This is a genomic window from Enterobacter sp. PL_is511, from assembly GCF_055816065.1.
In genome coordinates this window covers 524367-543951 of record NZ_JBVPGP010000023.1, presented here as the reverse complement: position 1 = coordinate 543951, position 19585 = coordinate 524367, and the positions used below count along the sequence as shown (strand labels likewise).

Genomic DNA, 19585 nt, shown 5'->3' with positions numbered 1-19585 from the left:
TCTGCCTCGCTGTCATTTTGACAATGCATATTGTCATAGTGACACTGTTTTGAATAGTCATAATGACTACCCATTACGGATCATAAAAAAATTAATTAAGTAAAATCAATAAATTAAAAGTTGGCACGCAACTTGATATAAGCAAACCATCTTATTTGAAAATGCTGTATTACGTAGAGGTTGCTATGTCTATTCTGGTTAAAAATAACATTCATTGGGTCGGTCAACGTGACTGGGAAGTGCGTGATTTCCACGGGACGGAATATAAAACGCTGCGCGGCAGCAGCTACAACAGCTATCTCATCCGCGAAGGAAAAAACGTGCTGATCGATACCGTCGATCACAAGTTCAGCCGCGAGTTCGTGCAGAACCTGCGCAGCGAAATCGATCTCGACACCATCGATTACATCATCATCAACCACGCGGAAGAAGATCACGCCGGTGCGCTGACCGAGCTGATGTCTTACATCCCGAACACACCTATCTACTGCACCACCAACGCCATCGACTCGATCAACGGCCACCACCACCATCCGGAGTGGAACTTCCACATCGTGAAAACCGGCGACGCGCTGGATATCGGTAATGGCAAGCAGCTGATCTTCGTGGAAACCCCGATGCTGCACTGGCCGGACAGCATGATGACCTACATGACCGGTGACGCGGTGCTGTTCAGCAACGACGCCTTCGGCCAGCACTACTGCGACGAACGTTTGTTTAATGACGAAGTGGATCAGACAGAGCTGTTCGAGCAGTGCCAGCGGTACTATGCCAACATCCTGACGCCGTTCAGCCGCCTGGTCACGCCGAAAATCACCGAAATCCTCGGCTTCAACCTGCCGGTGGAGATGATTGCCACCTCCCACGGCGTGGTGTGGCGTGAAAACCCCACCCAGATCGTCGAGCTGTACCTGAAGTGGGCGGCGGACTATCAGGAAGACCGCATCACTATTTTCTACGACACCATGTCCAACAACACCCGCATGATGGCGGACGCCATTGCCCAGGGCATCAACGAAGTGGACCCGAACGTGGCGGTGAAAATCTTCAATGTGGCGCGCAGCGATAAGAATGAGGTGTTAACCAACGTGTTCCGCTCTAAGGGCGTGCTGGTGGGCACCTCCACCATGAACAACGTGATGATGCCGAAAATTGCCGGTCTGGTAGAAGAGATGACCGGCCTGCGCTTCCGTAACAAACGCGCCAGCGCCTTTGGCTCCCACGGCTGGAGCGGCGGCGCGGTAGACCGTCTCTCCACCCGCTTACAGGATGCGGGCTTTGAGATGTCCATGAGCCTGAAGGCCAAGTGGCGCCCGGATATCGACGCCCTGGAGATCTGTCGCCAGCACGGTCGCGACATTGCCCGTCAGTGGGCGCTCGCTCCGCTGCCGGAAGTGGCGGCAAAAGCACCCGAACAGCAGGAAGCCTGCGCCTGTGCCGCCGCGGCAGCCGCCGATCTCGGCCCGCGCATGCAGTGCAGCGTCTGCCAGTGGATTTACGATCCTGACCTGGGCGAACCGCTGCAGGATGTTGCCCCGGGCACGCCGTGGCGCAACGTGCCGGACAATTTCCTCTGCCCGGAATGTTCCCTCGGTAAGGACGTCTTTGACGAACTGGGTACGGAGGCAAAATGAGCAACGGTATCGTCATCATCGGCTCGGGCTTTGCCGCCCGTCAGCTGGTGAAAAACATCCGCAAGCAGGATGCCAGCGTGCCGCTGACGGTGATTGCCGCCGACAGCATGGACGAGTACAACAAACCTGATTTAAGCCACGTTATTAGCCAGAATCAGCGCGCCCAAGACCTCACCCGCCAGACGGCGGGGGAGTTCGCGGAACAGTTCAACCTGCGTCTGTTTCCGTACACCTGGGTCACCGATATCGACGCCGCCGCACACGTGGTGAAAGCGAAGGAGAAAACCTGGCAGTACGACAGGCTGGTGCTGGCCACGGGTGCCTCTGCTTTCGTGCCGCCGATTGAGGGCCGCGAGCTGATGCTCACCCTCAACAGCCAACAGGCGTATCAGGCCAGCGAAACGGCGCTTCGCGACGCACAGCGGGTAATGATTGTCGGCGGGGGGCTGATCGGCACCGAGCTGGCGATGGATTTCTGCCGGGCGGGCAAATCGGTGACCCTGGTCGACCATGCGGCGAGCATTCTGTCGGCGCTGATGCCCGCAGAAGTAAGCAGTCGCTTACAGCATCGTCTGACCGACATGGGGGTGCATCTGCTGCTGAAATCGCAGCTGCAAAGCCTGCGCAAAACCGAAGGCGGTATTCGTGCCACGCTCGACCGCAGCCGCAGCGTTGAGGTGGATGTGGTTATCGCGGCGACGGGCCTGCGCCCGGAAACTGCGCTGGCGCATCGTGCAGGCGCCGAAACAGGCCGTGGCGTGAAGGTAAATAGCTACCTTCAAACCACGCAGCCCGATATTTACGCGTTAGGCGACTGCGCTGAAATCAACGGTCAGGTGCTGCCTTTCCTGCAGCCGATACAGCTGAGCGCCATGTATCTGGCGAAAAACCTGCTCGGCGGCAGCGCACCGCTGAAACTCCCCGCCATGCTGGTGAAGGTTAAAACGCCAGAGTTACCGTTGCATCTTGCGGGGGAGACGCAGCGCATGGATCTGAGCTGGCAGATTGCCATTGAACCTCACGGAATGGTTGCACGCGGCTCTGACGCCGAAGGTCAGGTACGCGCCTTTGTGGTTAGCGAAGATCGGATGAAGGAGGCTTTCGCTCTGCTGAAATCGCTGCCCGCGTAACCCGTAATCTCTTGCCACGCTCACTTAACCATTGGATTATATTATCCGTAGCCCCGATGTCCCGGGGCCTTTTTTTTGCGAATTCTATTCAGGACATAAATACAAATAAGATAAATCAACACCATTAATCCCTTAACCATTACATCCATCAATATTTAAATACGGAACACCTGATAAACACCAGCCTGTTTTATTCCCTGTTTTCGGCTTATCCTAAAAATAGACCCATTAGCCGGAGACATCCCATGACCACCTTTAGCAAAGAACTCAACTACCTTTCCGCCTATTTTAAACAGGCTAAAAAATCAGAACATATTTTGTTTCGCTGGCTCTACCTCAGCCCGGAGGCGCGCATAGAGCGCCTGAGAGAACTGATGATGCCGGTGAGTAAACGTGATAACTGAAGCACGACCAGTTTAAAACCGGAACAAATTAGTTACTTCATCATTGTTTATGCCGTGAACAATTCGCTAATAAAATATAATAAAAATTAATTTATTCCGCATCACATTTTTATTACAGGGACTTTCGCATTAAAATAAAAGGTGTTATTTTTCGTCGTGAATTAAGTCCTTTTTGGAATCCACTCTCATGAACGCATTTAGTTATCTGCAACGTCTGGGTAAAGCCCTGATGTTGCCAATCGCCACCCTGCCCGTTGCAGCGATATTATTACGCCTCGGGCAGCCTGATGTTTTTAATATTCCGTTTATAGCCAGCGCCGGTGGCGGTATCTTTGACAGTCTACCCTTGTTGTTTGCCTTAGGGATCGCCATTGGTCTGGCAAAAGACAACGCCGGTGCTGCAGCCCTCGCAGGGGCGGTGGGTTTCCTGGTGCTTACCAAAGCCACGGCCGTCATAAACTCATCCATTAACATGTCCTTCTTCGCCGGGATCATTGCCGGTGTCGTCGCGGGTCACTGCTATAACCGTTTCTCAAATACCAAACTTCCGGACTTTCTCGCCTTCTTTGCGGGCAAACGCCTGGTGCCGATCGTAACCGGGCTTATTTGCCTGTTCATCGCCTGGATTTGCGGGTATGTCTGGCCTTCCGTGCAGCACGGTATTGATACCTTCAGCCTGTTTGTCTCCCGCAGCGGCGAACCGGGATGGTTTATTTATGGTGTCCTGAACCGCGCGCTAATCCCCTTCGGTTTGCATTACATTCTGCACTCCGTCTTCTGGTTTAGCCTCGGCGACTGCCTGAAAGTGACTTACGATGCCGCCAGCGCGGTACACAATATCTGTCTGGCCCCTGACGTGGTAAAAGGGCTGGTGGTTGGCGGTGCTGTACCGGGTATTGACGGTTCCAGCATCACGCAGATTGCAACCGACCTGACCCGTGGCGACCTTAACCGCTTCTTTGCCGGTGACCCGCATGCAGGCGTTTACATGGCCTGGGCTTACCCGATCTTTATGGGAGGCCTGCCGGGTGCTGCGCTGGCGATGTATTTCGCCGCACCGAAAGCACGTCGCGCTACCGTAGGGGGGATGCTGCTTTCCGTGGCTCTGACCGCTTTCCTGACCGGCATTACCGAGCCCATCGAGTTCTCCTTCCTGTTCCTTGCCCCTGCTCTGTATGCGCTGCATGCGGTACTGGCGGGCGTGAGCATGGTGATCACCAACAGCCTCGGCGTACTGCACGGTTTTGGTTTCTCTGCCGGGCTTATCGACTTCGTTCTCAACTGGGGACTGGCTACTAAGCCGTGGATCCTGATCCCACTGATCGTGCTGTTCTTCGCGATCTACTTTGTCGTATTCACCTTCGCGATCCGCTTCTTTAAGCTGAAAACGCCGGGCCGCGAAGACGACGAGGCTGTAGCGGGTAACTCTGACGATCAAAGCGAAGCCATCGCACAATACATCGCGGCACTGGGTGGCAAAGACAACCTCAGGATTGTCGATGCCTGCATTACCCGCCTGCGCCTGACGCTCGTTGATAACAGCGTGCTGGATGAGCCCGTGCTGAAATCGCTAGGCGCGAAAGGTATTCTCAAAATGGGTACGCAGAATGCGCAGGTTATTCTGGGCCCGCAGGCAGAAAGCATTGCGCTAAAGATTCGGGCACAGCTTGAAATCTGACGCTGCATAATCCGGTTCCCTCTCCGCCCTGGAGGGGGAACAAAACCGGAACACTTTATCAATCCAGACCTTAATTATTCCGCAAAAAAACCTACACTCTCACCATCCACCTTTTATCCTGGGTACGTCGACATGCGCCAGCTTCAGAAAATCCGTCAGTATCAACGGCTTTATCAACACTATGGCGCAGAGCCAAAGCCGACGACTATCGCTGAAGTCGCCGAGGTGGCGCTGTGCAGTGAACGTCATGCACGTACCCTGTTGCGCCAGCTGGCGCAGAGCGGATGGTTAAGCTGGAATGCTCAGCCGGGACGGGGACATCGCGCCATCTTGCACTGCCTGACAACCACCAGCGAACTCAGCGCCCCTCTGATGCACGCCTGCCTGGAGAAGGGGGATTACCAGAGCGCGCTGCAGCTGGCTGATGGCGATCCAGCCAGCCTGCATCACATCATCACACCCTTTTTAGGCGGAAAGTGGCTTAAGCACCAGCCAACCCTGCGCATTCCCTGGTATCGTCCACTGACGTCGCTTCATCCGGCGCTTCAGCGTCGTCGCGCTGAGCAGCACATTATCTGCGCCGTACACGCGGGGTTAACGCGCTATATGCCCGGTCAGCCGCATCCAGTACCTGATCTAGCCCATCACTGGGAATTCAACGAAGACAAACGCCGCTGGCGTTTTTACCTGCGCAGCGGTGCGCACTGGCACAATGGGCAAGCTATCAGCGATGAAGATATCCTCATTGCGCTGCAACAGGTATTGGCCGATCCGGCACGCAATGCAGGTCTGACTCACGTCTGCAAGGCGTTGCTTATTGCCCCCTGGTGTCTGGAGATACAGCTGACCATCCCCGATGCGATGCTGGCGCATCGTCTCGCGCACCACGTATGCCGCCTGCCACATCCACAGCAACCGGACATCGGTGCCGGGCCCTTTGCCATTGCGCACCACCATTCTCACTACCTGCGCCTGGAGCGCCAGCCCTGGTATTTTGCTGCCCATCCGCTACTGCATGCGATAGAGTTCTGGCGAACCCGTACGGAGGCGCAAAAACCGGCGTGGATCACCGTCGGGAAAGGACAAAATGCGCAGGCAGCGGTAACGTCCACCAGCGGCGGATTCGCCTGGCTAATGATAAACGCCAGGTTACCCGAGCCGCTTGCGGCCTGGCTACGTCAGGAAATTCAGAGCATGACTCATCAACAGTTTCTCCATCGGGATGATTTAGAAACCCAAACGGAAATACTGCCAGGCCTGACACCACCGCAATACCCGCAGGCTTCGGAAGCGATGCTTCCCGCCACGCTTTCGCTGGTTTGCTATCACACACCTGAACTGTGCGAACTGGCCGATATTCTGCGCGCGCGCCTGAAAAAGCACAGCTGCAACGTGACGGTGAAATGGAAAGATCGCGAAGAGTGGCATGGTCATAACGCGTTGGATCAGGCCGATCTTTTGTTGGGTGACTATCTGGCGGGTGAACTGCCAGGCTTTGCCCTGGTGGAGTGGTTTTTTGATGAGCCTGCGTGGGCCACGGCCTTAGGCGAGGACACCTGGCAAGAAGAGAAGCAGAAACTGATGGGTTATTGTGAAAGTGAGGAGACCCTGAATAATCACCTGCCCTCCTTCTTTCATTCCTTGCTGGAAAGCGGCGCCTGTACGCCGCTTTTCCACTACCGCTACCGTCTTAACACCCTGGAAAACGTGCAGGACATTGTGCTGACCGCCAGCGGCTGGCTTGATTTTACCCGCGCCTGGCTACCCCCTGCTCAGGATCGCACCACCAGCGCGTCGTAGCCGCGCCAGCGGTAGTTGACCATGGAGATCAGCCAGCAGGCAACGAACAGCCCGACCACCACAAACCCGGCGTTGCCCAGGTTGTCGTTTACCGCGCCAATCAGATCCCAGACGCCGCCGCTGAGGGCAAATTTATCCATCAGCAGACCCAGCGCTTCCAGCCCGCCGATAAACAGCGCCACCACCACGGAGGTGCCGGTGATGGTCATGTTGTAATAGAGCTTGCGCTGCGGCTTGTTAAACGCCCAGCCGTAGGCACCGACCATCAACAGGTTATCGAGGGTATCCACCAGCGCCATGCCGCTGGCGAAGAGCGCCGGGAAGATCATGATTGACCACACCGACATCCCGCTGGAGGCACTGGCGGCAGAGATCCCCAGCACGCCAATCTCGGTGGCCGTGTCAAAGCCGAGGCCAAACAGGAAACCGACCAGGTACATCTGCCAGCTTTTATTGACGAGGCGGAAGGTCTTGCCAAACAGCCAGTTCATGACGCCGCCCTGGGCAGGGAGCGTGATATCGCCCTGCACGGGCCTGCCGTGTTTCAGCGCCTGAAAACTGCGCCAGACGCCGCGCAGGATCACCATATTCACCAGCGCCATCGCCAGCAGGAAGGTCGCGGAAACGGCGGTACCAATCAGGCTGCCAGTTTCGTGGAACCATTCCATGTTTTTCTGAAACGCCGTGGCGGTAGCGGCGATGGCAATGGAGGCCAGCACCACGATGGTGGAGTGGCCCAGCGAGAACCACGCCCCCACGCCGGACGGGCGTTTGCCCTGCTGCATCATCTTACGCGTCACGGTATCAATGGCGGCAATGTGGTCAGCGTCCACCGCGTGTCGCAGCCCGTAACACCACGCCAGCAGACTTGCCGCCATCAGCGCCGTGCTGCCGCTAAAGGTGTGCCATGCCCATCCCCAGGCCAGCAGGTTTGCCATTACCAGAGCCAGCAGCAGGAGCGCGGCGCGAGGTTCATTGCGTAACAGTCGTAACATTTTTAGTCCTTTGTAAACATGACCGGGCTGCGGCGACCACCGCCTGCCCGAAGGAGATCGCTCCGTCACCTGCGGGCAGGCGCGAAGGAAAAAGAAGCGTAAAGTCAGAAAGGTAATGACGCAGGCGCGCGCGCAGCAGACGGTTGTGCAACACACCGCCGCTGAGACAGATTGTCGACAGCGATAAGCGCCGGGCATGGAACGCAGCGAGCTCCGCCAGCCCTTTTGCCAGCGCGTCGTGAAACGCCCACGCGCGCTCGCAGGGTTCCGCCTGCCAGCTCAGCCACTGCTGCCAGAAAAGCGCGAAGTCTTCCACCGACAGCGTAACCGGGTGTTCGACGCCGTTGCACTGTGCCGCCAGCGCTTCCAGCCTGCAGGCCGCTTCACCTTCCCAGGATTGGGTTTCGATACCCAGCGCGCAGGCGACGGCATCAAACAGGCGACCGCACGACGACGCCCGCGGCGCGTTGACGCCGCGCTGGATAGCCTTCGCCAGCAGCGGCCAGTTCTGACGCTGTACCGCGCGCGTTTCCGGATAGCGCTGCCAGTCAGGGACAAACGCCAGGCACTGGGCGAGCAGGTTGCGCCACGGCTGCCGCGCCGCCAGATCGCCCCCCGGCAGCGCAACGGCAGGCAGGCCACCTAAATGCGCGCACTCGAGATAGTTGACACGCAGGCACTCCCCGCCCCACAGCGCGCCGTTTTCACCCATGCCGATCCCATCCAGCGTCAGGGCGATAACATCTCCGCCCTCCCGCGGCCAGCCGTTTTCCGCCAGGCACGCCGCCGCGTGGGCGTGATGGTGCAGCACGGTTTCAACGGGCAGCCCCTGCGCCTGCGCCCACTGGCGCGCGCGGTACCCCGGATGGGCGTCGCACACCACGCGCTCCGGCTCGAAGGCGTAGATGTCCTGCATCGTCGAGAGTGCGCCGCGCCACTGCGCTTCGACACCCTCGTCACCGAGATCGCCAAAATGCTGGCTCAGCACCGCCTGGTTGCCACGCACCAGGCAGAAGGTGTTTTTCATCTCCGCACCGGTGCATAACGTGGCGGGGATATTCTCGAATCCCGCAGGCAACGTGATGGCATCCGGCACAAAACCGCGCGCCCGGCGCAGCATTGCGCCGTCCCGATCCACCACCGAATCGTCCATTCGTTGAAGAATATCGCGATTGTGCAGCAAGAAGCCGTCCGCGATGCCGCTGAGCTCATCCAGCGCCTGCCGGTTGGTGATGGCAGGCGGCCTGCCGCTAAGGTTGCCGGAAGTCATCACCAGCGGTCGCTGGCAGTCCATCATAAGAAGGTGCTGCAGCGGGTTCGCAGGAAGCATGATGCCCACGGAATCCAGACCGGGCGCGATACCTTCCGGGAACGCGGGCAGCCAGGCTTTTGGCGTGAGCACAATGGGTGCGGCGGGTGAGCATAGCAGCGCCTGAACCGTCTCCGGCAGGTCATCCGCATGCGGGATCATCACCGCCAGCGGCTTCGCGGGCCGCTGCTTGCGTGACCGAAGCGTCGCGACCGCCTGCGGGTTACGCGCGTCGCAGACCAGGTGAAAGCCCCCCAGCCCTTTAACCGCGACTATACCGCCGCTTTTCAGCATCGCCACCGCTGCGCGCAGCGCAGCCTCGCGCTCAGCAGTCATGTCGCCCGCACGCCACATAAGCGCGGGCCCGCAGTCCGGGCAGGCGACCGGCTGGGCGTGAAAACGGCGGTCGGCAGGATTGCGGTACTCGGCTTCACACGGTCCACAGAGCGGGAACGGCGCCATTGCCGTGGCCGGGCGGTCGTAGGGCATGGCGCGGATAATGGTAAACCGCGGCCCGCAGTGGGTGCAGTTGATAAACGGATAGCGATAACGGCGTTCGAGTGGGTCGCACATCTCAGCCAGACACGCCGGACAGGTGGCGGCATCCGGCACAATCTGGGTGTCCATTGTCCCGGCCGCGCTGTGGCGGATGGTAAAGTCCTCCGGTACGTGCGCCCAGGTAAACGGCTGCGCTTCCACGCGGTCAATGCGTGCCAGCGGCGGGCAGTCCTGATGCAGCCTCGCGGTAAAGGCCCCCCCATTACCCACGAGGCGCACCAGCACGCCCTCTCCGTCATTGCAGACGTCACCGGTCAACTGAAGCGCCTGCGCCAGCTGCCAGACGAAGGGACGAAACCCGACGCCCTGCACCTTGCCGCGCACGCGCAGCTGAACGCCGTTGCTGCTCATACGGTTCAGAACAGCAGCGATGACGAGGTGTCGAACGCCGCGCGACGCCGCTTTTCGGCGCTCATCTGCTCAAGCTTGTCGCGATCCACGCAGACCAGCGCGTGCGTCGGGCAGGCTTCCATGCAGGCCGGGCCGGCGTCGCGGTGGTAGCACAGGTCACATTTGTTGGCTTCGGCTTTGTCCGCGCGCACGCTCAGTCCCATACCGCTGTTGCGTACCACCGGACGGACCACCACCTCCATCGCGCCGTACGGGCAGGCGACCACGCAGGTTTTGCAGCCAATGCAGCGCTCCTGCATCACGTGCACAAAGCCCTTCTCGCGTTTAATCGCCCCGTTCGGGCAGACGTTGGCGCACGGTGCGTCTTCGCACTGGCGACAGATGGCGGCGGTGGAAATATTCACGCCTTTGATGACGTGGATGCGCGGCAAAAACGTGTCAGGGGTAAGCGACGCGCAGTCCTGCTCCGCCTGATGGGAAACCACGCACGCCACTTCACAGGTACGGCAACCAATACACTTACTGGCATCGGCCATAATAAAACGGTTCATCTGCTTCTCCAGCATTACAGTTATGCCCGGAGATATTCATAAACCGTGCCAATAATTAACTTATTGATTTTATTTGGTTTTAAAAATAAAAGCGGTGCTGTCATCGTCACTTATGACGATGACAGCTGTCGACATCAGCGGTGCGGGCCGTCAATAACCGAGTCGCGCAGGACAAGCTCGCCGGAGAAAATTTGCTGATATTTAAACTCGCCGCCGTCGAGCATGAAGATCAGGCGGCTGATGGTCTCTTTGATCATCTCCGTTACCGGGATGCGTACGCTGGAAAGCGACGGCACAATGTAAGGCGCGATGGCCACGTCGTCAAAACCGATCACCGACACCGCGTCCGGTGCGGCTACGCCGCTGTCGTGCAGCTGCTTCATGGCGCCAATTGCCATGTCGTCATTACTCGCCACCAGCGCCGTAAAGCGTTCACCGCGAGCAAGCAGTTTGGACACCGCCGCCGCGCCGCTGGCGGGGTTCCACTTCCCCTGCGCAATCAGCCCCTCGCGCAGCGGAATACCGTGCTGCGCCAGCGCGTCCTTATAGCCGGAGAGACGCTCAACCCCGGTGGGAGAATCCAGCGAGCCGGTGATAAAGGCGATCTCCCGATGCCCTTTCGCAATCAGCTGTGACACCGCGTCCTGGCTGGAGGCTTTATGATCGGACCACACGCTGTGGCTGCTGTTTTTCCGCAGGCGGCGGTTGAGCACCATAATGGGCTGCTCGCACTTCTCGACGATCTCATCCATCTCCTCCACGCTCAGAAAACGCGGATAGATGATCACCGCGTCGCAGCGCATATCGAGCAAATACTGGATCGCCTCGCGCTCTTCATCCGCGCTGTGCTTGCCGTCCGCGAGGATCAGCTGCCGCCCTTTCTCTTCCGTCATGCGCGCGGCGTGAAACAGCAGCTCGCTAAAGTAGACGCCGTGATAAAGGGTGTTCGTCACCACCAGGCCCAGCGTCTGGGTACGTTTGGTCGCCAGGTTGCGCGCCAGCAAATTTGGGCGATAGCCGCTCTCTTCAATGGCCTGAAAAACCCTGTCTTTGGTCTCCTGGCTGACATAGCCATTGCCCGACAGCACCCGGGACACCGTGGCTTTCGAAACGCCTGCCCGCTTCGCCACTTCAAGCATCGTGGTCATGTTGTTATTCCGTCTGCATCTGATGGAGCGCAGTGTACTGCACTGCAGAAAAATTGTCGCAGCGGTGAAATCACGCTTTGGGTTCCTGCTGGTGATCTGCGTCACGAAATAAAAAAATGGTCAAAAAGCGATCTTGTTTCATCCAAAGAAACTCATGATGATTATGTGGAACCGGTTTCCTACATTTCACACAACAATAACAGGATCACATCCGATGGCCAAAAATTACGCTGCGCTGGCGAACGACGTTGTCAGCGCGCTGGGTGGCAAAGAGAATATCGTCGCCGTCACCCACTGCATGACGCGACTTCGTTTCGTTCTGAAAGACGAAAGCCTTACCGACACCGCGCGCCTGAAAAGCATCAGCGGCGTGCTCGGTGTGGTGCGCACCGACAACCAGTGCCAGGTCATCATCGGCAACACCGTTTCGCAGGCGTACCGCGAAGTGGTGAGCCTGCTGCCAACCAGCCTGCAGCCTGCCGTACCGGAAGGCCCGCAAAAGCTGACGCTGCGCCGCATTGGCGCCGGGATCCTCGACGCGCTGATCGGCACCATGTCCCCGCTGATCCCGGCGATCATCGGCGGCTCAATGGTCAAGCTGCTGGCGATGATCCTTGAGATGACCGGCGTGCTGCCAAAAGGCGCGCCGACGCTCACTATTCTGACCGTCATCGGCGACGGCGCGTTCTTCTTCCTGCCGCTGATGGTGGCGGCCTCGGCGGCGGTGAAGTTCAAAACCAACATGTCGCTGGCCATCGCCATTGCGGGCGTGCTGGTGCACCCGAGCTTTATCGAGCTGATGGCGAAAGCCGCGCAGGGCGAGCACGTCGAGTTCGCCTTTATCCCGGTGACGGCGGTGAAATACACCTACACCGTCATCCCCGCGCTGGTGATGACCTGGTGCCTGTCATACATCGAGCGCTGGGTGGATCGCATCACCCCGGCGGTAACCAAAAACTTCCTCAAGCCGATGCTGATCGTGCTGATTGCCGCCCCGCTCGCCATCGTGCTGATTGGGCCGCTGGGCATCTGGATCGGTAGCGCCATCTCCGCGCTGGTTTACACCATTCACGGCTATCTGGGCTGGCTCTCCGTGGCCATTATGGGCGCGCTGTGGCCGCTGCTGGTCATGACCGGGATGCACCGCGTGTTTACGCCAACCATCATTCAGACCATTGCCGAAACGGGCAAAGAAGGGATGGTCATGCCGTCGGAAATCGGCGCTAACCTGTCGCTCGGCGGCTCGTCACTGGCGGTGGCGTGGAAAACTAAAAACCCGGAGTTGCGCCAGACGGCACTGGCGGCGGCGGCCTCCGCTATTATGGCGGGGATCTCTGAACCGGCCCTGTACGGCGTGGCGGTGCGTCTGAAACGTCCGCTGATCGCGAGTCTGATCAGCGGATTTATCTGCGGCGCGGTAGCCGGTATCGCGGGTCTTGCCAGCCACTCGATGGCGGCACCGGGGCTGTTTACCAGCGTACAGTTCTTCGACCCGGCGAACCCGATGACCATCGTCTGGGTGTTTGGCGTAATGGGTCTGGCAGTGGTGCTGTCGTTTGTTCTGACCCTGATACTGGGCTTTGAGGATATTCCGGTCGAAGACGACGCCGAAAAAGCGCGCGCCCTGCAGACCGCACCGGTACAGAACAACGCAGCAAAAGCATAAATTGAAAGCGAGGTAAGAATGTCTGTGTTTCCACAAGGATTTTTATGGGGCGGCGCGCTTGCCGCCAACCAGAGTGAAGGCGCTTACCGTGAGGGCGGCAAAGGGCTGACGACGGTCGATATGATTCCCCACGGCGCGAATCGCCTGGCGGTGAAGCTGGGTAAGGAAAAGCGTTTCTCGCTGCATGACGACGAGTTCTACCCGAGCCACGAGGCGATTGATTTTTACCATCGCTATAAAGAGGACATCGCCCTGATGGCGGAGATGGGCTTTACGGTGTTCCGCACCTCGATCGCCTGGAGCCGCCTCTATCCGAACGGCGACGAGCCGCTGCCGAACAAAGAGGGCATTGCCTTTTACCGCGCGGTGTTCGAGGAGTGCAAAAAGTACAACATTGAGCCGCTGGTGACCCTCTGCCACTTCGACGTGCCGATGCACCTGGTGACGGAGTACGGCTCCTGGCGCAACCGCAAAATGGTGGATTTCTTTGCCCGCTACGCTCGCACCTGCTTTGAGGAATTTAACGGGCTGGTGAAATACTGGCTGACCTTCAACGAAATCAACATCATGCTGCACAGCCCGTTCTCCGGCGCGGGGCTGGTGTTTGAGGAAGGCGAAAACGAAGAGCAGGTGAAGTACCAGGCCGCGCACCACGAGCTGGTGGCGAGCGCGCTGGCGACTAAAATCGCTCACGAGGTGAACCCGGAAAACCAGGTGGGCTGCATGCTGGCGGGTGGTAACTTCTACCCTTACTCCTGCAAGCCGGAAGACGTGTGGATGGCGCTGGAGAAAGACCGCGAGAACCTGTTCTTTATCGACGTGCAGGCGCGCGGCAGCTATCCGGCCTACTCCGCCCGCGTGTTCCGCGAGAAAGGCGTGGTGATTGTTAAAGACCCGGGCGATGATCTACTTCTGAAAAACACCGTCGACTTTGTCTCGTTCAGCTATTACGCCTCGCGCTGCGCCTCGGCGGATATGAACGCGAACAACACCAATGCGGCGAACATCGTCAAATCTCTGCGCAACCCGCACATTCAGGTGAGCGAATGGGGCTGGGGCATCGACCCGCTCGGCCTGCGCATCACCATGAACATGATGTACGACCGCTACCAGAAGCCGCTGTTCCTGGTGGAAAACGGCCTGGGAGCGAAAGATGTCGTTGATGAAAACGGCGAGATTAACGACGACTACCGCATTAGCTATCTGCGCGAGCATATCCGCGCGATGGGCGACGCGATTGAGGACGGCGTGCCGCTGATGGGCTACACCACCTGGGGCTGTATTGACCTTGTCTCTGCCTCAACCGGGGAGATGAGCAAGCGCTACGGGTTTGTCTATGTCGACCGCGACGACGCCGGGAACGGCACGCTGGAGCGCAAACGCAAGAAATCGTTCTGGTGGTATAAGAAGGTGATTGCGAGTAACGGGGCGGATCTCGAATAGCCTGTTGCCCTCACCCCAGCCCTCTCCCACAGGGAGAGGGAGAGGGAGATGGGTTTGGTAGGCCGGGTAAGGCGAAGCCGCCACCCGGCACTGCTCAGAGCCGGGAGAAATCCCCGTCCCCACCCCACTCCGCAAGCCGTGAATACACCACTTCCACCGCCGCTTTCACCGGCGGCGTCATCGGGTAATAAAACCCGACAATATCCGGCTGAATGCCCAAAAACAGCACCTCGCCCACGTCGTCTTTAATCTGATCGACCAGGTAGTTCAGCGGCATATTGTGGGTAGTCATCATAAACATCTCGGCGATGTCGTCCGGGTCAATCAGGCGGATCTCGCCGGGGTTGAGTCCCATATCGGTGGCATCGACGATTAACAGCCTGTCCGGGCGCAGTTCGCGAATGGCGACCACGTCGTTTTCCGGCGCGCTGCCGCCGTCAATCACCACCCAGCTGCCCTGCGGGTTCGCGGCGCACATCTCCGCCAGCAGCGGACCCGCGCCGTCATCGCCCATCATGCTGTTGCCGACACACAGTAAAACGTCAGTCACGTAATCTCCTCACCATCAGGTAGATGGCACTCTCCTGATGAATATCATGCAGCATGCCGAGCAGCGTTTTGCTCCACGCCTGCTGCCCGGGGGTTTGCCTGCCGAGCGCCGCGTCAAAGGCGTTGGCGAGCATCGCAATGTGGTTGGCATCGATCACGATCTCGCCGTACTTCGGCACGCCTTCCATCTTGCGACGCGCCGTACTGCCCTCCTCCAGCGTGGCGATCCACGCCAGATACTCGGACCACGGACAGCTCAGCGCCGCCTCCAGGCAGTCGATCACCCCGAGGTGATGCCCAATCGCCAGGCTGTAATAGACCACCTGCTGCGCCGCATCCGGCGTGGCATCGTTCTCATCAATAAACTTACGGCTCAGCTGGCTGAACACCACCGTTTCACTCATCGGATACGCGCCTCATCGACGATACTGTTCAGGTTCGCCACAATCTCATTGAGGCGCGGATCGTTTTCCGCCTCCAGCCAGCGTGCGACCTGATGCTCGCCCTGGCTCAGCAGGCGCAGATAGTCGTCGGCAATCTGACGGCCGTAGCGGTAGCCCGCCAGCCTGCGCGCCGTGCGATCCACCTTCACCCGCAGCGGCTGCACCATATCCGGGTGCAGAATGGCCGCTGGCTGGTTGTCCAACTCGCCCGGCTCGCGCGCGTGGATTTTTTGCTCCAGCAGGCCAAGCGCCATGGCAAAGCCGTACAGCGTGGCGGCAGGCGTCGGCGGGCAGCCCGGAATGTAGACGTCCACCGGCACGATTTTGTCGGTGCCGCCCCAGACGCAGTAGAGGTCATGGAAGATGCCGCCGCTGTTGCCGCAGGCGCCGTACGAGATGCAGATTTTCGGATCAGGGGCGGACTGCCAGGCGCGCAGCGCGGGCGAGCGCATTGCGCGGGTGACGGCCCCGGTGAACAGCAGAATGTCCGCATGACGCGGGGATGGCACCACTTTGATGCCGAAGCGCTCCGCGTCAAACAGCGGCGACAGCGTAGCGAAGATCTCAATCTCGCAGCCGTTGCAGCCCCCGCAGTCCACGCGGTAGACGTAGGCGGAGCGTTTGATTTTTTTCAGCAGCGACGCCTTCATGCTGGCGATGGATTCGTCCACCGTCATCGGCACCGGAATGCCGTTAGCGTCGCGCGGGCCCAGTAGGTTTTCCATCAGCTGGCCTCTCTCATATGGCGGGTGATATCAATACGGTCGGACGGCAGCAGGCACTTCTGACGCTTGCACGCCGGGCAGGTTTCAAAGCTTTCGCGGTGATGCTCCGCACGGGCGTCGCCGTTGTGCTGCAGCAGCGCGATGGCGTAGTCGATCTCTTTTTGCACGGCGAACGGGCGTTTGCAGACGCGGCAGTTGCACAGGTCAAAGCGCGACTGCTGCAGGAAGTCCTCTTTCTTCCACACCGCCAGCTCGTACTCCTGCGACAGGCGAATGGCGACCGTCGGGCACACCTCTTCGCAGCGGCCGCAGAAGATGCAGCGCCCGAGGTTGAACTGCCAGGCCAGCTCGCCGGTTTTGAGATCCGTCTCGACCGTTAAGGCATTCGACGGGCAGGCGTTGACGCAGGCCGCGCAGCCGATGCACTGCTGCGGGTTGTGCTCCGGCTTGCCGCGAAAGTTTTTATCCACCGGCATCGGCTCCAGCGGATAGCTGCTGGTCTGCGTGCCCGTTTTGATCACTTTTTTGATAAAGGTAAACATGGCGAGTCCTTATTTCAGCGGCGAGTTCTTACGCTCGATGCTGTAGCGCTCAAGCTCTTTGTACGGCACCACCTGGCTTTTCTTCTTGCGCACATCGACCACGGTCATGCGGTCGGTGCAGGAGTAGCACGGGTCGAGGCTGCCGATGATCAGCGGCGCGTCAGACACGGTGTTACCGCGCAGCATGTAGCGCAGGGTTGGCCAGTTGGCGTAGGTGGCCGCGCGGCAACGCCAGCGGTAGAGCTTCTGGTTGTCGCCGGTCATGCTCCAGTGGATATCGTCCCCGCGCGGCGCTTCGGCAAAGCCAAGGGCAAAGCGGTTTGGGATGTAGGTGAAGCCCTCCACCATCAGCGGGCCGCCCGGCAGGTTGTCCAGACCAAAGTCGATCATGTTCAGGGCGGTAAACACCTCGTTGATGCGCACCTTGAGCCGCGAGATGACGTCGCAGCCCTGCTCGCTGTGCACGGTCATCGGCAGCAGGCCGTAGCCGACGAACGGGTGATCGGCACGCGTGTCGCGGGCGTGGCCGCTGGCGCGCACCATCGGGCCGACGTTGCTGAAGTCGCGGGCGATTTCCGGGTCAAGGCGGCCGATGCCGACGGTGCGCTGCTCGATGTTTGGCGTGCTGAGCAGCATGTCCACCAGCTCCTGCACGTCGCGGCGCATCTGCTGCGCCAGCTGGCGGGTCTGGATCATGTCATCCTTCAGCAGGTCGCGGCGGATCCCGCCGATCAGGTTCAGACCGTAGGTTTTGCGCGCCCCGGTGAGGATCTCCGCCATCTTCATCGACGCTTCACGCACGCGGAAGAACTGCATAAACCCGGAGTCAAAGCCGACGAAGTGGCAGGCCAGGCCGAGGTTCAGCAGGTGCGAGTGCAGGCGCTCCACCTCCAGCAGAATGGCGCGGATCATCTGCGCGCGTTCCGGCACCACGATCCCCATGCCGTTCTCCACCGAGGTGGTGTAGGCGGTGCTGTGGGCGAAGCCGCAGATGCCGCACACGCGGTCAGAAAGAAACGTGACTTCGTTGTAGCCCATGCGGGTTTCCGCCAGCTTTTCCATGCCGCGGTGGACGTAGAACAGGCGGTAGTCGGCGTCGATAATGTTTTCACCGTCGACGAACAGGCGGAAGTGGCCCGGCTCGTCAGAGGTGACGTGCAGCGGGCCGATCGGCACCACGTTATTCTTCTTGCTGCCCAGCTCGTTGATGAATTCGTAGGTTTCGCTGTCGGTAGTCGGCGCCGGGCGCTGGCGGTAGTCCATGCTGTCTTTGCGCAGCGGATAGAGCTCGTCCGGCCAGTCGTCCGGTAGCACCAGGCGGCGCTCGTCCGGCAGGCCGACCGGCACCAGGCCGTACATGTCGCGCACTTCGCGCTCGCCCCAGACGGCGGCAGGCACGCGCGGCGTGACGGACGGATATTCCGGCTTATTCGGGTCGACTTCGACGCGCACGGTGAGCCAGCATTTTTCGCCCTGCTCCATCGACATCACGTAGTACACCGCATAGCTGCCGCACAGCTGGCGCTCGTCGTTGCCGAACAGTACCGACAGCCAGCCGCCCTGCCGGTAGTAGAGAAACTCCACCACTTCCGGCAGATAATTCACCTTTACGGTGACGGTTACCTGGTCTTTGGTTTGCCAGGACTCCTCCAGCACCACGCCGGGGAAAGCCTGATGCAATGCGGCGAGATACTGCTGACCTTTCTTTTCTTCAGACATAAATACTCTCTTTAATCACGCCACCAGCAAGGAGACGAACGCTAAAAATGCAAAACCAAAACCGGCCCAGGTGATGCGTGACGTTTCGACAAAACGCAGGCGCGCCATGCTGTTTTCAAACAGGGCAATCACCAGCACGCCGACCAGCAGCTTGAGGACGGCAACCACGACGGCCAGCAGCAGACCGCCCGCGGAGAAGTGCGTCATCTGCCCCCACGGGAAGAAGACGCCGACAAACATCTGCAGCACCACCAGCTGCTTGAGGCTGATGCCCCACTTCAGCACCGCGAAGCCGTAGCCGCTGTACTCGGTAAGCGGCCCTTCCTGCAGCTCCTGCTCGGCTTCCGCCAGATCGAACGGCAGTTTGCCCATCTCAATAAACGTGGCGAACGCGCAGGCGCACAGCGCCAGCACCAGCGGGATTGAGCGCGCCACCGGCCAGTGGTAAACGGTGTGGGTGATAAAGCTGATGTGGGTGGAACCCGCCACCTGCGCGGCGACCCACAGCCCCAGCAGCAGGATCGGCTCAACCAGCACGCCGAGCATCGCCTCGCGGCTGGCACCGATGCCGGTAAACGGGCTCCCGGTGTCGAGGCCCGCAATCGCAAAGAAGAAACGGGCGATGGCAAAGAGGTAGATAAGCGTAATCAGATCCCCGAGCGCCGGCAGCGGCGATCCCACCGTCACCACCGGCAGCGCGGTGGCGATGGTCAGCATGACGCCCACCATCACGAACGGCGTCAGGCGGAAGACCCAGCCTGCGGCATCCGGCGCCACGCTCTGACGAGAAAGCAGTTTGAAGAGATCGCGGTACTCCTGAAGCACCCCAGGCCCGCGACGGTTGTGCATCCGGGCGCGCGCCACGCGCGTGATGCCCGACAGCAGCGGCGCAGCGGCGAACAGCACCAGCGCCTGAAGAATTGCCAGTAACAGACTCATG

Annotated in this window: 17 protein-coding genes; 7 read left to right on the top strand and 10 right to left on the bottom strand. The window is 59.5% G+C overall.

Going from position 1 to position 19585, the window contains the following annotated elements:
- Window positions 1–185 precede the first annotated feature (185 nt).
- From norV to AC0TN7_RS14850, 5 genes are all read left to right on the top strand, one after another.
- A complete protein-coding gene (norV, locus tag AC0TN7_RS14870) occupies window positions 186–1634 on the top strand; it encodes an anaerobic nitric oxide reductase flavorubredoxin (RefSeq protein ID WP_473702238.1) in 1449 nt (482 codons plus the stop codon).
- On the top strand, window positions 1631–2764 hold the full coding sequence (norW, locus tag AC0TN7_RS14865; RefSeq protein WP_473702237.1) for an NADH:flavorubredoxin reductase NorW: 1134 nt from the start codon (window positions 1631–1633) through the stop codon (window positions 2762–2764). The genes norV and norW overlap by 4 nt, the downstream gene beginning before the upstream one ends.
- Window positions 2765–3009: 245 nt before the next feature.
- Window positions 3010–3168, top strand: a complete 159-nt coding sequence (locus AC0TN7_RS14860; protein ID WP_162837374.1) for a hypothetical protein — start codon at window positions 3010–3012, stop codon at window positions 3166–3168.
- 187 nt (window positions 3169–3355) lie between these two features.
- The gene (gene nagE, locus AC0TN7_RS14855) at window positions 3356–4846 is read left to right on the top strand and encodes an N-acetylglucosamine-specific PTS transporter subunit IIBC (protein ID WP_032648026.1); all 1491 of its coding nucleotides are present in this window, start codon (window positions 3356–3358) and stop codon (window positions 4844–4846) included.
- A gap of 132 nt (window positions 4847–4978) precedes the next feature.
- Window positions 4979–6646 carry an SgrR family transcriptional regulator gene (locus AC0TN7_RS14850; protein WP_248165740.1) on the top strand — a complete coding sequence of 556 codons (1668 nt, stop codon included), beginning with the start codon at window positions 4979–4981 and terminating at the stop codon, window positions 6644–6646.
- Here AC0TN7_RS14850 and AC0TN7_RS14845 read toward each other — a convergent pair.
- The 4 genes from AC0TN7_RS14845 to AC0TN7_RS14830 all read right to left on the bottom strand — a co-directional run bounded on the left by AC0TN7_RS14845 (window position 6619) and on the right by AC0TN7_RS14830 (window position 11558).
- Window positions 6619–7641: a HoxN/HupN/NixA family nickel/cobalt transporter gene (locus AC0TN7_RS14845; protein WP_248165739.1), complete on the bottom strand. Its 1023-nt coding sequence runs from the start codon at window positions 7639–7641 to the stop codon at window positions 6619–6621. The genes AC0TN7_RS14850 and AC0TN7_RS14845 overlap by 28 nt on opposite strands.
- Window positions 7619–9859 carry a carbamoyltransferase HypF gene (gene hypF / locus AC0TN7_RS14840; RefSeq protein ID WP_473702236.1) on the bottom strand — a complete coding sequence of 747 codons (2241 nt, stop codon included), beginning with the start codon at window positions 9857–9859 and terminating at the stop codon, window positions 7619–7621. Before hypF ends, AC0TN7_RS14845 begins: the two co-directional genes overlap by 23 nt.
- A 5-nt stretch (window positions 9860–9864) precedes the next feature.
- Window positions 9865–10410, bottom strand: coding sequence for an electron transport protein HydN (hydN, locus tag AC0TN7_RS14835; protein ID WP_029739520.1), 546 nt, complete (start codon window positions 10408–10410; stop codon window positions 9865–9867).
- Between the two features lie 134 nt (window positions 10411–10544).
- Window positions 10545–11558 carry a LacI family DNA-binding transcriptional regulator gene (locus AC0TN7_RS14830; protein WP_473702235.1) on the bottom strand — a complete coding sequence of 338 codons (1014 nt, stop codon included), beginning with the start codon at window positions 11556–11558 and terminating at the stop codon, window positions 10545–10547.
- A gap of 214 nt (window positions 11559–11772) precedes the next feature.
- Between AC0TN7_RS14830 and ascF the strand changes: the two genes are divergently transcribed.
- The gene (gene ascF, locus AC0TN7_RS14825) at window positions 11773–13224 is read left to right on the top strand and encodes a PTS cellobiose/arbutin/salicin transporter subunit IIBC (RefSeq protein WP_157189648.1); all 1452 of its coding nucleotides are present in this window, start codon (window positions 11773–11775) and stop codon (window positions 13222–13224) included.
- Window positions 13225–13242: 18 nt separating this feature from the next.
- Window positions 13243–14667, top strand: coding sequence for a 6-phospho-beta-glucosidase (locus tag AC0TN7_RS14820; RefSeq protein WP_248165737.1), 1425 nt, complete (start codon window positions 13243–13245; stop codon window positions 14665–14667).
- 94 nt (window positions 14668–14761) lie between these two features.
- Here the strand turns inward: AC0TN7_RS14820 and hycI are convergent, their stop codons facing one another.
- From hycI to AC0TN7_RS14790, 6 genes are read right to left on the bottom strand one after another with little or no spacing between them, the layout of a single operon-like run.
- Window positions 14762–15217, bottom strand: a complete 456-nt coding sequence (gene hycI / locus AC0TN7_RS14815; RefSeq protein ID WP_024909226.1) for a hydrogenase maturation peptidase HycI — start codon at window positions 15215–15217, stop codon at window positions 14762–14764.
- Window positions 15210–15620 carry a formate hydrogenlyase maturation HycH family protein gene (locus tag AC0TN7_RS14810; RefSeq protein WP_048993001.1) on the bottom strand — a complete coding sequence of 137 codons (411 nt, stop codon included), beginning with the start codon at window positions 15618–15620 and terminating at the stop codon, window positions 15210–15212. Before AC0TN7_RS14810 ends, hycI begins: the two co-directional genes overlap by 8 nt.
- On the bottom strand, window positions 15617–16384 hold the full coding sequence (gene hycG, locus AC0TN7_RS14805; RefSeq protein ID WP_048029233.1) for a formate hydrogenlyase subunit HycG: 768 nt from the start codon (window positions 16382–16384) through the stop codon (window positions 15617–15619). Before hycG ends, AC0TN7_RS14810 begins: the two co-directional genes overlap by 4 nt.
- Window positions 16384–16926 (bottom strand): formate hydrogenlyase complex iron-sulfur subunit, encoded by a 543-nt coding sequence (locus AC0TN7_RS14800; RefSeq protein WP_048993003.1) that lies wholly within the window; start codon window positions 16924–16926, stop codon window positions 16384–16386. The genes hycG and AC0TN7_RS14800 overlap by 1 nt, the downstream gene beginning before the upstream one ends.
- Window positions 16927–16935: 9 nt before the next feature.
- Complete coding sequence (gene hycE / locus AC0TN7_RS14795) at window positions 16936–18645, bottom strand: formate hydrogenlyase subunit HycE (RefSeq protein WP_048993005.1); 1710 nt, start codon at window positions 18643–18645, stop codon at window positions 16936–16938.
- Between the two features lie 15 nt (window positions 18646–18660).
- On the bottom strand, window positions 18661–19584 hold the full coding sequence (locus AC0TN7_RS14790) for a respiratory chain complex I subunit 1 family protein (protein WP_032648046.1): 924 nt from the start codon (window positions 19582–19584) through the stop codon (window positions 18661–18663).
- Window position 19585 lies beyond the last annotated feature (1 nt).